Origin of the sequence: Streptomyces sp. NBC_01306 (assembly GCF_026340465.1) — a bacterium.
Taxonomy (GTDB): Bacteria; Actinomycetota; Actinomycetes; order Streptomycetales; family Streptomycetaceae; genus Streptomyces.
This window is the reverse complement of the sequence record NZ_JAPEPC010000001.1, coordinates 6,533,739-6,548,031: the sequence shown is the minus strand read 5'-3', so window position 1 is coordinate 6,548,031 and position 14,293 is coordinate 6,533,739. Positions and strand designations below refer to the sequence as shown.

Here is a 14,293-nt window from a genome sequence, read left to right as displayed (position 1 = left end):
ACCCCAGGAGACAGACGTGGCCCGGCGACCACTTCCCCGCATTCTGAGCAGCAGCAGCGCATCGATCACCCGCAGCCGCGAGATCGCGCGGACGGCCGCCGACAGCGCCACCGACGTGCTCCATCCACTGATCACCATCGGGCGTGGCCTGCGCAAGCTGGCCTCGGCCGGGCGACAGCGGTGGGCCGCGACACCCAAGGACCGGCGCGGTCCCGTGCTGTTCCTCGTCGCGGCCTGCGTCCTGGTGGTCGCGCTCATCCCGTACGGGCCGCTGCTCGCCCTGATCACGGTGATGGCCGCGGCCGCCTGGCAGGGGCACGAGCGGACCGTGGTGAAGACCGGGCCCGACGAGGCGGAGACCGCCCGGCTCCAGGCGCTGTACGAGGCCCTGGTGCCGTACTTCTCCGTCCCCGACGACCCGGCTCCCCTCTTCTGCCACGGAGGCGCGTGGGACGAGGCGTTCAGCGACTACACCTTCGACGGCGACGGACGGCTCACCGCGCTGCACGTCGCGTATCCGGCGCACTTCACCGACGGCGAAGCCGCGTCCCGCACCCGGATCGAGCAGCTCCTGCACGCCAAGTCAGGGCGCGGGCGCGAATACCGCTTCGACTGGGACGAGGAGAACAACCGGCTCGCGATGAGCGTGCTGCCCGCTCTGTCCACCACGATCGCGGCGCAGCCCTTCGTCACCGGACCCGGCGAGACCGTCCTCGGCTTCACCGACCCGGACGCGGTGCGGCGCACGGTGCCGGTGCGGGACGGCGAGGAGCAGGCCGACGCACCGCCCGTCGTCTGGCGGACCGGCGCGCGCTCGACGGAACCGCATCTGCTCGTCGTGGGCGAGCCGGGCAGCGGGACCACCACACTGCTGCGCTCGATCGCGCTCCAGGCGCTGCGGTACGGCGACGTGGTGATCATCGAGGGCAGCGGGACCGGGGAGTACGCCTGCCTCACCGGCCGCGACGGGGTGCTCGCCGTCGAGTGCGGACTCGCCGGGGCCCTGAGCACCCTGGAATGGGCGGCGCACGAGACCGAGCGGCGGCTGATCGCGGCCAACCGCGCCAGGCAGTCCGGGCATCCCACGCCCGAGGACACCAGGCGCCCGCTGTGGATCCTGCTCGACCGGCCCAGCGTCTTCGGGCATCTGGCGGCGGCCGACGGGCGCACCGACCCCCAGGAGCTGCTGCAGGTCCCCCTGCGGCACGGCAGGGCGGCCGGCGTCACGGTGGTGGTGGCCGACCAGTCCGACACGGTGGACGCGCTGAGCGACGCCGTCCGGCGCCACACCCGCGCCCGCGTCGTGCTCGGATCGGCGCCCGAGGACCAGATCGAGGCCCTGCTCGGCACGCCGCCCCACACCACGCCGACGCCCGGCACCCCGCCGGGACGCGGCTATGCGCGGCTCGGGTCCGGGCCGGTCCTCCGGCTCCAGGTCCCGGCCACCCCCGACCCGTACGACGACGCGACCAGTGAGGCGCACCGCAAGGCCGTACTGGATCTGCTCCCCGGCCGGCAGGGCGCGCCGGAGCCGGCACCGGTGACGCAGCAGGCCACCGCGGAGCCCGCGCCGATGGAGAAGGCCCCGGTGGAGGCGACTCCGCTGGAGGCCGACCGGCTGGAGACCGGGCCGCGCCCCATGGAGGCGGCGCCGGTGGCGGCCGAGGGCTGACGGGGCCCCCGGGGCGACGGGGGGGGGCTGACGGGGGTTCGGCGAGAAGGGCTCAGGCCACGAACGTCCGCGGGGCTTCGGTGCCGGTGCTCGCGCCGGTTCCGACCAGCCGCGCGGCGGCCGCCAGCCGCAGCGCGGCCTCGTCGGCCACCCGGCCCCCGACGGTGAACGGCAGCCGCACATACCCCTCGAAGGCCCCGTCGACCCCGAACCGGGGCCCGGAGGGGACCCGGACGCCGACCCGCTCCCCGACCTCGGCGAGCCGGGAGCCGGAGAGCCCGCCCGTCCGCACCCAGAGCGTCAGCCCGCCGTGCGGCACGTCGAACTCCCAGTCGGGCAGCTCCCTGCGGACGGCGCCGACCAGCGCGTCGCGGTTCTCCCTGGCCTGCGAGCGGCGGATATCGACGGCCTGCTCCCACCCCCCGGTGCTCATCAGCCAGTTGACGGCCAGCTGCTCAAGCACAGGGGTGCCCAGGTCGGCGTAGGCCCGGGCGGACACCAGGCTGCGGATCACGTCGGGCGCGGCGCGCACCCAGCCGATCCGCATACCGGCCCAGAACGCCTTGCTCGCCGAGCCCACCGTCAGCACCGTGCTGCCGGCCGGGTCGAAGGCGCAGACCGGGCGGGGCATTTCGGTCTCCTCGTCGAGGAGCAGCTCGGTCATCGTCTCGTCGACGACCAGGACGGTGCCGGCCGAGCGGGCCGCGTCCACAAGACCGCGCCGCTGGTCCTCGTCGGCGAGCGCGCCGGTCGGGTTGTGGAAGTCGGCCACCACATAGGCGATACGGGGGGCCGCGTCGCGCAGCACCTGCCGCCACCTGGGCAGATCCCAGCCACTGAGCCCTTCGGCCATCGCGACCGGCACCAGCCGCGCCCCGGCCTCCCGCATCAGCTGGAGGATGTTGGCGTACGAGGGCGACTCGACGGCGATGCGCTCGCCGCGCCCGGCGAACAGGTGGCAGATGGCGTCCATGGCGCCCATCGCCCCGGTGGTCACCATGATCTGCTCGGGCATGGTCGGGATGCCCTGCTCCGTGTAGCGGTCGGCCAGTTTCTGGCGCAGCGCCGGCAGCCCCGCCGGGTAGTCGCCGTGGGTGTGCGCGTACGGCGCCAGCTCTTCGAGCGCGCCCTGGACCGAGCGCGTGAGCCAGGGCTCCGGCGCGGGCAGCGCGGCGGTGCCGAGGTCGATCATCGAGCCGAGCGTCTCGGGCGGCAGCGGTTCCAGACCCCGGGCGGGCAGCGGGTTGCCGGCCGGGACCGCGGTCCAACTGCCCGCGCCGCGGCGGGACTCCAGGAAGCCCTCGGTACGCAGTGCCTCGTAGGCGGCGGCCACCGTGGTGCGGCTCACCGCCAGCGCGACCGCCAGTTCCCGCTCGGCGGGCAGCCGTGCGGCCACCGGGACGCGGCCTTCGAGGACGAGCACCCTGATGCCGTCGGCGAGCGCCCGGTAGGCGGGCGGCCTGCGCGTGCCGGGTCCGGCCGGCCGTGACTGCTGGGTGCTGAGCTGCCGGGCCAGCTGCGCCGCGCCGACCGCCGAAGTCCACTGCGTCATGGAATTCAGTCCACCTTCCCGGAATTGGCCATGGTTGGCCTCGTAACCCAAGCCACAGAGTGTCACGTACCAGTCCACTACGGCTACCCACCCTCATGGAGGACCATATTGTCCAGGAATGTCATACGCAGGCTTGTGCAGCTCTACGTCGGTCTGGCGCTGTACGGCGTCAGCTCCGCCCTCCTCGTCGACGCGGGCCTCGGCCTTGAGCCGTGGGGTGTGCTGCACCAGGGACTGGCCAGGCTCACCGGTCTGACGATCGGCACCGTCTCGATCATCGTCGGCGCCGCCGTACTGCTGCTGTGGATCCCCCTCAGGCAGCGCCCGGGGCTCGGCACCGTCTCCAACGTCTTCGTCATCGGCATCGCCATGGACTCGACCCTCGACCTGGTCCCGGCCGTGCACGGCCTGCCCGGCCGGATCGCGCTGATGGCGGCGGGCATCCTGCTCAACGGCGCGGCCACCGGCCTGTACATCTCCGCCCGCTTCGGCCCCGGCCCCCGGGACGGCCTGATGACCGGGGTGCACCGCCTCACCGGCCTTTCGATCCGGCTCTCGCGCACCGCCATCGAGATCGCCGTCGTGGCCACCGGCTTCGTCCTGGGCGGGACCCTCGGGGTGGGCACCGTGGTGTACGCCCTCTCCATCGGGCCGCTCGCCCAGCTCTTCCTGCGGGTGTTCGCGCTGCCCGACCCGGCCGCCGACCGGGCGCCGCTGGCCCGCGCCACGGCGGAGGCGATACTTCCCGAGTGACGAGGACCCAGCACCCCTATCTGGACCACCCGGGCCCGATCCCGTTCGCCCACCGGGGCGGATCGGCGGACGGCCTGGAGAACACCGCGGCCGCCTTCCGGCTGGCGGACCGCGCCGGTTACCGCTATTTCGAGACCGATGTACACACCACGGCCGACGGCCGGCTGGTCGCCTTCCACGACGCGACGCTCGACCGGATGACGGACGCGCGAGGCCCCATCGCCTCCCTGCCGTGGAGCGAGGTCCGGCGGGCGCGGGTGGCGGGCACCGAACCGCTGCCGCTCTTCGCCGACCTGCTTGAAGAGTTTCCCGACGCCCGCTGGAACGTCGACATCAAGGCCGGGCCCGCGCTGGCCCCGCTGATCGGCCTGATCCGCAGCACGGGCGCCTGGGACCGGGTGTGCGTCGGCTCGTTCTCGGAGAAGCGCGTGGCCGCGGCGGCCCGCCTCGCGGGTCCGCGGCTCGCCACCTCGTACGGCATGAGCGGCATCGCGGCGCTGCGGCTGCGCTCCTACGGGGCCCCGGCCGCTCTGCGCACGGGAGCTGTCTGCGCCCAGGTGCCGGAATTCCACGGCCGGATCCGGGTGGTCGACCGGCGCTTCGTGCGCACCGCGCACGCCCGCGGGCTCCAGGTGCACGTCTGGACGGTCAACGACCCCCGGCGGATGGCCGCCCTCCTCGACCTGGGCGTGGATGGCATCATGACCGATCAGCTGGAGTCACTGCGCACGGTCCTCACCGCGCGGGGGGCGTGGAACTGACGATCAGGGGGCGCGGTTTGAGCGCTGGCACCGCGAACGGCACAGTCGGTACGGCCGGAGCGACCACCGCGGCCGACCGGAAGCGCGAGCAGCACGGCTGGTACTTCTACGACTTCGCGTCCTCCGTCTACTCGACCAGCGTGCTCACGGTGTTCCTCGGCCCGTATCTGACCTCGGTCGCCCGGGCAGCGGCGGACGCCCACGGCTATGTCCATCCGCTCGGCGTCCCGCTGCGCGCGGGGTCCGTCTTCGCGTACACCGTCTCGGTTTCCGTGGTCGTGGCGGTGCTCGTCATGCCGCTGGCGGGCGCCGTCGCCGACCGGACGGGACGGAAGAAACCACTGCTCGCGGGCGCCGCGTATCTCGGCGCCGGGGCCACAGCCGGGATGTTCTTCCTGGACGGCGACCGCTATCTGCTGGGCTCGCTGCTGCTGATCGTGGCCAACTCCTCACTGGCCGTCTCCATGGTCCTGTACAACGCCTACCTCCCGCAGATCGCGGAGCCGGAGGAGCGCGACACCGTCTCCTCACGCGGCTGGGCCTTCGGGTACACATCGGGCGCCTTCGTCCTGGTGCTGGATCTGGTGCTCTACTCGGGCCACGCGGCTTTCGGGGTGTCGGAGTCCACCGCCGTACGGATCTGCCTGGCGACGGCCGGGGTGTGGTGGGGCGCCTTCACCCTGATACCGCTGCGCCGGCTGCGCGACCGCCGGGTGGGCGCGGCAGCGGGCCGTGGGGCGGTCGGTGCCGGGTGGCGGCAGCTCCTGCGGACACTGCGGGACATGCGCCGCTATCCGCTGACTCTCTCGTTCCTGCTCGCGTACCTCGTCTACAACGACGGCATCCAGACGGTGATCTCGCAGGCGTCCGTGTACGGCTCCGAAGAGCTGGGCCTCGGCCAGACCACCCTGATCACCGCGATTCTGCTGGTGCAGGTGCTGGCGGTGGCGGGCGCGCTCGGCATGGGGCGGCTGGCGCGGACCTACGGCGCGAAGCGTACGGTGCTCGGCTCCCTCGCCGTGTGGACGCTGATCCTCGGTGCCGGGTACTTCCTGCCCGCCCGTGCGCCGGTCTGGTTCTTCGTGCTGGCGGCGGCGATCGGCGCGGTGCTCGGCGGCAGCCAGGCGCTCTCGCGCTCGCTCTTCTCCCATCTGGTGCCGGAGGGCAAAGAGGCCGAGTACTTCTCGGCGTACGAGATGAGCGACCGCGGCCTGAGCTGGCTCGGCCCCCTGGTGTTCGGGCTCGCCTACCAGTTGACCGGCAGTTACCGTGCGGCGATCATCTCGCTGGTGATCTTCTTCGTACTGGGTTTCTTCCTGCTGGCGCGGGTACCTGTGAGGGAGGCCGTGGCAGCGGCGGGAAACGCGGCACCGCAGCGGGTTTAGGCATTGAAGTGAAAGGCCGGTAGTGTACGCCTTTGGCTCACCGGACGGACCGTTACTGCGGGATCATCAGCCGAAATCGCAGGGTGACATCTCTGAGTAGATGTGACAAAGAGGGCACTGGTGGGTACAACAAGGGGCGGCACGACGGGCGACGTATGACCCGCAACGGGAATCTTTACCGCCGACCGGACGTTGACCGGATGACGACGACAGCGACACCTGTCCTGTGGGCGACAAGCCCGGGAGGCACGATTCATGAGTGAGCGAGCTCTTCGCGGCACGCGCCTCGTGGTGACCAGCTACGAGACCGACCGCGGCATCGACCTGGCTCCGCGCCAGGCGGTGGAGTACGCATGCGAGAACGGACATCGCTTTGAGATGCCGTTCTCTGTAGAGGCGGACATTCCGCCCGAGTGGGAGTGTAAGGCGTGCGGCGCCCAAGCACTCCTGGTAGACGGGGACGGCCCTGAGGAGAAGAAGGGCAAGCCCGCGCGCACGCACTGGGACATGCTCATGGAGCGGCGCACCCGCGAGGAGCTGGAGGAGGTGCTGGCCGAGAGGCTGGCCGTCCTTCGTTCCGGCGCCATGAACATTGCCGTGCATCCGCGGGACAGCCGCAAGTCCGCGTAACGCCCAGGCGTTCGCGTACAGCACGACCACATCAGGAGCTGAGGGCTCCGGCACACTTCAGGGTGTGCCGGAGCCCTCAGCTCTTTGTATGGGGGGCGCGCGGCCCGCAGCTCCTGGCATGTCCTGCGGGGCGGCGTCAGGGCGTCAGCGGCGGGCGGGGGCCCTCGTCGTCCCGGTGGGAGCCGGGGCGGTCGTCGTTCTTGATGACCTCGCCCTGGACGACCTTGCCGTCCGGGCGGTGCATCCGCGCCTGCTGGAAGGCGTCGCCGACGGTGCCCGGCGCCGCCCTGCCCATCCGGCGCTCCAGGGTCCGCTCGGTGTACCGGCTCAGCGCCGACCGCAGGGGCGGCACCAGCAGCAGGAGCCCCACCGCATCGGTGATCAGCCCGGGGAGCATGATCAGCAGCCCCGAGAGCATCAGGAAGCCGTTCCCGCCCTCCCGCTCCTGCGCCGGCGGCGCTCCCGACTGCTGCCGCTGGACCGTCTCCGTCAGATTGCGGAAGGCCCGCCGCCCGGCCCGCTTGACGACGGCGGCGCCGAGCACCAGACCGCCGACGAGCAGGAAGAGCACGGTGAGCCCGCCCACCGCGTCGGCCACCAGGAGCAGCAGCCAGATCTCAAGGACCACCCAGACGGCGATGCCCAGCGGTACGAAGGTGCGCGCCCGGGAGCGCTTGGGAGCGGTCGGGGGCTGTGTGCCGGTCGTCATGCTCCCAGTGTGCCTGCAGGCGCGCACGGATGACGTGCTGGGGAGCTCAGGAAGGCTCCCGCCCCAGCAGGCGGGAGGCCCGCGAGCCGACCCCCCAGGCCGTCACCCGCCACAGCGCCTCCACGACGATGTCCTTGCTCATCTTGGAGTCGCCGATCTCGCGCTCGACGAAGGTGATCGGGACCTCCACGACATGGCAGCCCGCCTCGACGGCCCGCCGGGCGAGGTCCACCTGGAAGCAGTACCCCTGGGACGACACCTCGTCGAGGCCGAGTTCCTGCAGGGTCTCCTTGCGGAACGCCCGGAAACCACCGGTGACATCGCGGATCGGTACGCCGAGCAGCAGCCGCGAGTACGTACTGCCGCCCCGCGAGAGCAGTTCCCGGGACTTGGGCCAGTTGACGACCCGTCCGCCCGGCATCCACCGCGAGCCGAGCACCAGGTCGGCGCCCTTCAACGCGGTGAGCAGGCGGGGAAGTTCCTCGGGCTGGTGCGAACCGTCGGCGTCCATCTCCACCAGGACGCCGTACCCGTGCTCGATGCCCCAGCGGAAGCCGGCGAGATACGCGGCGCCGAGGCCTTCCTTGCCCTTCCGGTGCAGCACCTGGACCTGCGGGTCGTCCCCCGCCAGCTCATCAACGATCTTCCCGGTGCCGTCCGGGCTGTTGTCGTCGGCGACCAGAATGTCCGCCTCCGGCACCGCGGCGCGAACCCGGGCAACGATCGGCTTGATGTTCTCGGCCTCGTTGTAGGTCGGAATGATGACCAAGGCCTTGCCGAGCGGACCGAATCGCCGCTCACCGCCGTCGTTCACTACTGCCCCTCACTGTGTGCCGAGCCATCACCCTATCCAGCGCCGGGATGGTGGAACGCAGCCGCATCGGCAGGCCCGACTCCCGAGAGGGGAGGGGAACTTCGGATCGGGGCCCGGCGTCCTTCGGGCCGACCTGGGGCCCGCTGGCTGCGGGTCGACCGAGAGCCGTTGTCTACTGAACGTCCGGGCCCCACCCGGGTCGCACCTGCCCGCGAACTCCTGAGGAGCAGGGCGGACCCCCTTCCGGCTGAAACCTCCCTCGCCCCCGAGGCGCGGGCGCTGAACCTGGCTCCCAGTGGTGGCACGCCTTCCGGTGTACCGCCCCATGACCCAGCGGCGTTCGACGACTGCGTGGAGGTTTGCCGGTCGGACGTCCTGTGGTGGACTCGGCCGAACCTACCCGCCGGTGGCCGCTTCCTGTCAATACTCGCCCGACCTGCGGTGTTCTGATGAATGACCAGGTCAGTACGGAAGAGCCGCAGGTGGCGGGAGAGACTTTCCGGCATCGATCGGCCGCACGAAATGCCGCGATGTCACTCGTTCGGCCTCACGAAGACAGTTTGTCCGAAGACCACCGTCCGCAGGCAGACCGGGAGTTCGGCGCCAGGGGTGAGGTCCGGCAGCCCCGGGGTGCCGGAGCGCGGGTCGGTCGACCAGCGGGCCACCCGGTCGTCGGGGGCCTGCACCACCAGGTCGGCGGTGCGCCAGACCGCGTAGTCGGCGGGGGCGCCGGGCACCAGGACGCCGGTGTCGTCCCGGCCGATGGACCGCCAGCCGCCGCGGGTGTGGGCGGTGAACGCGGCGCGTACGGAGATCCGGTGTCCGGGGGTCCGGTGGAAGGCCGCGGCCCGGACGTTCCCCCAGGGGTCGAGCGGGGTGACCGGGCTGTCGGAGCCGAAGGCGAGCGGCACACCGGCCCGCAGCAGGGCCGCGTACGGGTTGAGGGTGCCGGCCCGCTCGGCGCCGAGCCGCTGGGCGTACATCCCGTCGGCGCCGCCCCACGCCGCGTCGAAGGCGGGCTGCACGGAGGCGGTGAGACCCAGCTCGGCGAAGGCGGCGACGGTTTCCGGGGTGAGCATCTCGGCGTGCTCGACGCGGTGCCGGGCGGCGCGGACCCGGGCGAGGCCGAGCTTCTCCGCGGCGGCCCGCACCCCGTCGACCACCGCGGTGAGCGCGGCGTCCCCGATGGCGTGGAAGCCCGCCTGGAGCCCGGCCTCGGTGCAGGCGGTGACATGGGCGGCGATGTCGGCGGAGTCCAGGTGCGCGGTGCCGGTGTGCGCCGCGTCCGCGTACGGCTCGTGCAGGCAGGCGGTGTGCGAGCCGAGCGAGCCGTCGGCGAAGAGGTCGCCGGCCGCGCCGACCGCGCCCAGTTCCCTGATGCGCCGGGCGTCCTTGGCGTCGGCGACACGCTCGGCCCAGTAGCCGAAGACGCGCGGCCCCTTCTCCTGTGCGGCGAGGCGGAGCAGCCCGGTGAAGTCGTCCTCGTCGGAGATGTCGGGCCCGCCGCACTCGTGGAGCGAGCCGATACCGAGCGAGGCGGCCCGCTCGCGGGCGGCGCGCTGCGCCTCGGTGCGCTGCTCCGGGGTGATCTGCGCGTGGGCCGCCGCACGCACGGCGTGGTGCGCCGCGCCGGTGAGCGGGGCGTCCGCCCGGTAGCCGGGCAGCGAGGTGACCCTCGGGACCAGATCGAGCAGGGCGCTGGAGACCACGGCCGAGTGGACGTCGACCCGGGGCAGATAGACCGGCCGGCCACCGGCCGCCTCGTCGAGCGCGGTGCGGGACAGCGGCTGCCCGTCCGGCCAGCCGGACTCGTCCCAGCCGTGGCCGAGCAGCACCCGGTCGCCCGGGCGGTCCGCCGCGTGCTCCCGGACGAGCCGCAGGGTCTCCTGCGCGGTCCGCGCGGCCGACAGGTCGAGGCCGGTGAGGGCGAGTCCCGTCGATGTCGTGTGGACGTGTGCGTCGGTGAACGCCGGGGTCACCAGGGCCCCTTCGAGGTCGACGGTCTCGTCGACGCCCTTGGCGAAGGCGTCGGCCGCCCCTTCGGAGCCCACCCAGGCGACGTGCCCGCGTTCCACGACCATCGCGGTGGCGAAGGGGTCGGCGGGGCTGTGGATGTCCCCACCGCGCAGCAGTACGGTGCGGTGGTCGGCCTGGGGGGCGGTGCTCTCGGTCATGGAGAACAGTCTCCCGCCTGCGGAGCACCGGTCCGCGCAGGGGGGCACCCCGGGCGGCGGGGCGGCTCAGATCTCCGGGGGCCGTGCCTCGTACGGGGTGGAGAGCACGACGGTGGTACGGGTGGAGACCCCGGCCAGCGAGCGGATCCTGGTCAGCAGGTTCTCCAGGGCGAGCGGTGTCGGGACGCGCACCTTGAGGATGTAGTTCTCGTCGCCCGCCACGCTGTGGCAGGCCTCGATCTCGGGGACCCCGGCGAGCCGCTCGGCGATGTCGTCCGGGGCGCTCGGGTCGAAGGGCTTCACCGAGATGAACGCGGTGAGCGGCAGTCCCACGGCCTCCGGATCGACCACGGCGGCGTAACCGCGGATGACTCCGCGCTGTTCGAGACGGCGTACGCGCTGATGCACCGCCGATGTGGACAGGCCGGTGGCCTTGCCCAGGTCGGTGTAGCTCATCCGCCCGTCCTTGACGAGCAATTCCACGATGCGGCGATCCAGCTCCTCCATACGGATCAACCTATGGCCCCGGCCCTCTCCGGCACAGCTGGAGAGGGCCGGTAAGGGTCCCGTGACGCGTTCGTGTGACGAAGGCCACAGGCCTGGAGCCGTGTCCGCGGGGAACGCGCGGTTACCGCGGACACCGGGCGGGAAGTGCTTGCTGTGGTCGAGACCACAGTTATCTGGTCGGCCCACCCGAGGGGGAGAATCTCCATGCACAAGCTGAAGAGCGTCGATTCCATCGAGCCCGCAGAGCTCGCGGCCATCGAGAACGATCCAGGTCTCGCGGCCTACGACACCTATGAGATGTACCGGGTGATCTGCCCGGACTGCGCGCAGCCGATCGCCCTTCTCGCGGGCGAGGTCGTCCTGCCCGAGCACGCGCTCTGCGCGAGCCCCTGGAATCCGTTCGGGCTGACCGCGTGTGTGGGCACCGGCCGTGCGGCGTCGGACGCCAAGCCCGCCGACGAGTCCCTGGAGGCCCAGGAGCAGGACACCGCACTCCTGCTGACGCTCCCTCAGGGGCTGGACTGGCGCAAGCAGCCGTTCTCGCACGTCGGCGGGCCGGGCTCACGCCCCGTCAAGGCCGCCCGGCCGGTGCGCGAAGCCGCCTGACCAGTCGTACGTTCCCTCCACCAGGGCGGCCAGAGACGCCCGGTGCAGGATCATGGCATCCGGGTCCGCGGGGACCCGGACCTCGCCGAAGTGCACCTGCCGGTAGGCGATGCGCAGCATGACGATCGCGTGCCGCAGCGCCGCGTAGAGCAGATGGAAGTCCATGTCGCGCGGTGTGTGGCCGGTGAGTTCGGCGTACCGCCGCTCGGCGTTCTCCCGGCGCAGCAGGCCGGGCAGGCCCGGCAGCCCGGACCCCTCGGTGAGGTCCTGGAAGAAGCGGTGCAGATAGACGGTCCAGCCGAGGTCCAGTTCGCACGGGCCGCAGGCGGCCATCTCCCAGTCGAGCACGGCGGCGGGCTCGAAGCCGTCGTACACGATGTTGCCGATCCGGGCGTCTCCCCAGCACAGCACGGCGGGCCCCTCGTCCCCGGGCCACAGCTCCTCCAGCCGCTCGAAGGCCGCCTCGATGAGCGGTGAGGGCGGCAGACCGTCCACCACCCAGGCGTAGTAGGCCCGTTGCTCGTCCACATGGCGGCGCAGCGGACTGCCTTCCCCTGCGGGCAGCAGGAACTCCGCCTCGGTGGCGGGGAACTGCCGGTGCAGCCCCGCCAGGACGCGCAGGGTCCCCTCCTCCAGCGCGGCGCGTTCGGCGTCGGTCGCGGCGTACAGCCAATTCCCTTCGTACGTATAGGGCATGACGTCGGGCGGGACCCTGCCGTGGGCCTGTTCCATCACGAAGAACGGCGCGCCCAGCGGCCCCGGGTCCGTTTCCAGCCACAGGACGCGCGGCACCGGGATGTCGGTGTGCGCGGCGACCAGGCTCATCACCCGGTACTGCCGCTCCATGTCGTAGGCGGGGAAGACGGTGTACGCGGCGGGGTCGGCGGCCAGGCGCAGGGCGCAGGAGTCCACCGGGGCGGCGGGGCCGTCGATGCCGAAGAGCAGGGTCTCGCTTGACATGCCGTTCGACGCGGGGGTCGTGAGGTCGCCGACACGGGCGCCGGGCAGCCGGGTGCCGAGCCAGACGGCGAGCCTGCGGCCCAGTTCCTGCGGGTCTCGGGTGGTGGTGCGGGGGCGTGGTGCCGTGGTCATGGCGGTGCTCCTCGCTCGGGAAGGGCGTGCGGAGGGGGAGTGCGGACGCGCGGCTGCCCGCGGCGCCCGGCCGGCGTACAGCGCCGCCGGACAAGGCCGTTGGGCGTACGTTCAGGGGGCGACCGACGCGTATCCGGTGAATCCGCTGGGGTCGTGGCGGCCGAAGCTGCCGTGCTCGAAGATGCCGTGGCCGACCTGGCCGTCGAGGGTGAAGCGGGCGGCGTGGTCGGTGACGCCGTAGGCGGCGGCCGGATGGGCCGCCGGGTCGCTCATGTCGTAGCTGCGCCGGTCGGTCCAGCCGCGCCCCTGCCAGGTGCCGTGCTGCCAGTCGGTGGCCGGCGGGTAGCCCGCGCCGAGCGCCAGCGGCGACGAGCAGAGTGTTTCGGCGGTCAGTTCCATCGGCCGCCCGTCCGGTCCTGTGAGGTGGATCACCGCTCGTTCGGGGTGGCGGGTGCCGGGCCGGTACTCGATCTCCGTGCGCGGCCAGCCGAGTTGGACGTCATGGCCCCCGTCGCGGACCAGCAGCGCCTCGTTCAGCGTCCGGTAGCCGTCGGCGTCCTCCTGGGCGATCACCAGGACGAAGCGGTCGTCGAAGCGGACCGGGATCCAGAGCCAGTGGAACCCTTCGGGCCGGTACTCGGCCTCGGCGCGCCCGCCCTCCTCGCCGGGGATGGGCCGCACACCCCAGCTCCGGTCGCGGGTGCCGGTCCACTCCCCCGCCCCGACCCGTATCTCCTCGCCGCCCGCGCGGATGACCCCGGAACAGCTGCCGGCCTGCACGAAGCGGCGGCCTTCGAGCATCAGCCGCTCGCCGCGCCGCTGCACATGGTGCGGTTCCCAGACAGCCGGGAAGTCCGCGGTCCACTCGATGTCGTACGAGAGCGAGTCCGGGTCGGCCGGGTCGGCCGCACAGTGCAGCGTCAGCCGTTGGAGCGGGACGTCGACGGTGATACGCAAGGGGCCGACGGAGAGGTTCATCCGGTCGTCGGTGAGTGCGTCCGACGCGCGGACGGCGTGCAGCCGGTCGCCGGTGCGCAGGGTCGCGTACGCGTCGATCACACCCGTGTTGGGGTAGACGCCGAGTCCCACCACGAGCAGCGCCCGGCCCCGGTGGTCGAAGACATGGAAGATGCAGCGGTCATAGGCGTTACGGTCTCCCGTCGCGACATGCTTCATCGACAACGGCACCTGATGGACGGGGTATTCGTCGAGCGCGATGGGACGGTCGTCGGTCACGGCATCCTCCTGCTGACAGGGAAGATGACGGTACGTCAGAAATGGCACGTACTGCCAGACCCGGATCGCACCGGATCCGGCCGGCCCGCGGAGTGGCGGGATCCGGCCGGCCCCGGACGGGCGGCGTGCGCACCGCCCTTGACGGCGCGAACAGACGCCCGACGGCGCGGGGCGGTGACCGCGCGCCGCCGCTCCGCGTTGACCGTGCATGACTCTTCTGCACTACGGGACCCGGACCGGGACCGGACTGCGCCGGCTCCTCCCGTCCGCCCCTCAAGAATCCCTTCCGCAGAGCGCGGAAGCGCCGATCTACCAGGCCCTGGTCAGCCAGTGGGGACGGGCCGGCCGGACCCTCCCGGGCCGCCGCGACCAGGAGTGGGCACGCCTGACCGCGACGACCGT

13 protein-coding genes are annotated in these 14,293 nt (G+C 72.4%); 6 read left to right on the top strand and 7 right to left on the bottom strand.

The window, feature by feature from the left end:
• Window positions 1-16 precede the first annotated feature (16 nt).
• The gene (locus OG385_RS28995) at window positions 17-1,672 is read left to right on the top strand and encodes an ATP-binding protein (RefSeq protein WP_266859098.1); all 1,656 of its coding nucleotides are present in this window, start codon (window positions 17-19) and stop codon (window positions 1,670-1,672) included.
• A 52-nt stretch (window positions 1,673-1,724) separates the two neighbouring features.
• Here the strand turns inward: OG385_RS28995 and OG385_RS28990 are convergent, their stop codons facing one another.
• Window positions 1,725-3,224, bottom strand: coding sequence for a PLP-dependent aminotransferase family protein (locus tag OG385_RS28990; protein WP_266859096.1), 1,500 nt, complete (start codon window positions 3,222-3,224; stop codon window positions 1,725-1,727).
• 105 nt (window positions 3,225-3,329) lie between these two features.
• Between OG385_RS28990 and OG385_RS28985 the strand changes: the two genes are divergently transcribed.
• From OG385_RS28985 to OG385_RS28970, 4 genes are all read left to right on the top strand, one after another.
• Entirely contained in the window at window positions 3,330-3,977 is a 648-nt protein-coding gene (locus OG385_RS28985; RefSeq protein ID WP_266861244.1) for a YitT family protein, read from the top strand.
• Window positions 3,974-4,738 carry a glycerophosphodiester phosphodiesterase gene (locus OG385_RS28980; RefSeq protein WP_266859094.1) on the top strand — a complete coding sequence of 255 codons (765 nt, stop codon included), beginning with the start codon at window positions 3,974-3,976 and terminating at the stop codon, window positions 4,736-4,738. Before OG385_RS28985 ends, OG385_RS28980 begins: the two co-directional genes overlap by 4 nt.
• 17 nt (window positions 4,739-4,755) lie before the next feature.
• Window positions 4,756-6,123, top strand: a complete 1,368-nt coding sequence (locus OG385_RS28975; protein ID WP_266859092.1) for an MFS transporter — start codon at window positions 4,756-4,758, stop codon at window positions 6,121-6,123.
• A 255-nt stretch (window positions 6,124-6,378) separates the two neighbouring features.
• A complete protein-coding gene (locus OG385_RS28970; RefSeq protein ID WP_161311542.1) occupies window positions 6,379-6,753 on the top strand; it encodes an RNA polymerase-binding protein RbpA in 375 nt (124 codons plus the stop codon).
• 136 nt (window positions 6,754-6,889) lie between these two features.
• Here OG385_RS28970 and fxsA read toward each other — a convergent pair whose 3' ends face one another.
• From fxsA to OG385_RS28950, 4 genes are all read right to left on the bottom strand, one after another.
• Complete coding sequence (fxsA, locus tag OG385_RS28965; protein WP_266859091.1) at window positions 6,890-7,462, bottom strand: FxsA family membrane protein; 573 nt, start codon at window positions 7,460-7,462, stop codon at window positions 6,890-6,892.
• 46 nt (window positions 7,463-7,508) lie between these two features.
• Window positions 7,509-8,276 (bottom strand): polyprenol monophosphomannose synthase, encoded by a 768-nt coding sequence (locus tag OG385_RS28960; protein ID WP_266859089.1) that lies wholly within the window; start codon window positions 8,274-8,276, stop codon window positions 7,509-7,511.
• 533 nt (window positions 8,277-8,809) lie between these two features.
• A complete protein-coding gene (locus tag OG385_RS28955; protein WP_266859087.1) occupies window positions 8,810-10,450 on the bottom strand; it encodes an amidohydrolase in 1,641 nt (546 codons plus the stop codon).
• A 66-nt stretch (window positions 10,451-10,516) separates the two neighbouring features.
• Window positions 10,517-10,957 carry an Lrp/AsnC family transcriptional regulator gene (locus tag OG385_RS28950; RefSeq protein ID WP_164266613.1) on the bottom strand — a complete coding sequence of 147 codons (441 nt, stop codon included), beginning with the start codon at window positions 10,955-10,957 and terminating at the stop codon, window positions 10,517-10,519.
• Between the two features lie 204 nt (window positions 10,958-11,161).
• Between OG385_RS28950 and OG385_RS28945 the strand changes: the two genes are divergently transcribed.
• Entirely contained in the window at window positions 11,162-11,563 is a 402-nt protein-coding gene (locus tag OG385_RS28945) for a hypothetical protein (protein WP_266859084.1), read from the top strand.
• On the opposite strand, the gene OG385_RS28940 is transcribed toward OG385_RS28945, so the two are convergent.
• Both OG385_RS28940 and OG385_RS28935 read right to left on the bottom strand, forming a co-directional pair.
• A complete protein-coding gene (locus tag OG385_RS28940; RefSeq protein WP_266859082.1) occupies window positions 11,519-12,655 on the bottom strand; it encodes a phosphotransferase family protein in 1,137 nt (378 codons plus the stop codon). The genes OG385_RS28945 and OG385_RS28940 overlap by 45 nt on opposite strands.
• A gap of 111 nt (window positions 12,656-12,766) precedes the next feature.
• Window positions 12,767-13,831, bottom strand: a complete 1,065-nt coding sequence (locus OG385_RS28935) for a hypothetical protein (RefSeq protein ID WP_266861242.1) — start codon at window positions 13,829-13,831, stop codon at window positions 12,767-12,769.
• Window positions 13,832-14,293: the final 462 nt, after the last annotated feature.

Bases quoted from the DNA above. Each gene is read 5' to 3' on its own strand.
- OG385_RS28990 (WP_266859096.1), bottom strand. From the start codon at position 3,224: ATGACGCAGTGGACTTCGGCGGTCGGCGCGGCGCAGCTGGCCCGGCAG.
- OG385_RS28970 (WP_161311542.1), top strand. From the start codon at position 6,379: ATGAGTGAGCGAGCTCTTCGCGGCACGCGCCTCGTGGTGACCAGCTAC.
- fxsA (WP_266859091.1), bottom strand. From the start codon at position 7,462: ATGACGACCGGCACACAGCCCCCGACCGCTCCCAAGCGCTCCCGGGCG.
- OG385_RS28955 (WP_266859087.1), bottom strand. From the start codon at position 10,450: ATGACCGAGAGCACCGCCCCCCAGGCCGACCACCGCACCGTACTGCTG.
- OG385_RS28950 (WP_164266613.1), bottom strand. From the start codon at position 10,957: ATGGAGGAGCTGGATCGCCGCATCGTGGAATTGCTCGTCAAGGACGGG.
- OG385_RS28945 (WP_266859084.1), top strand. From the start codon at position 11,162: ATGCACAAGCTGAAGAGCGTCGATTCCATCGAGCCCGCAGAGCTCGCG.
- OG385_RS28940 (WP_266859082.1), bottom strand. From the start codon at position 12,655: ATGACCACGGCACCACGCCCCCGCACCACCACCCGAGACCCGCAGGAA.
- OG385_RS28935 (WP_266861242.1), bottom strand. From the start codon at position 13,831: ATGAAGCATGTCGCGACGGGAGACCGTAACGCCTATGACCGCTGCATC.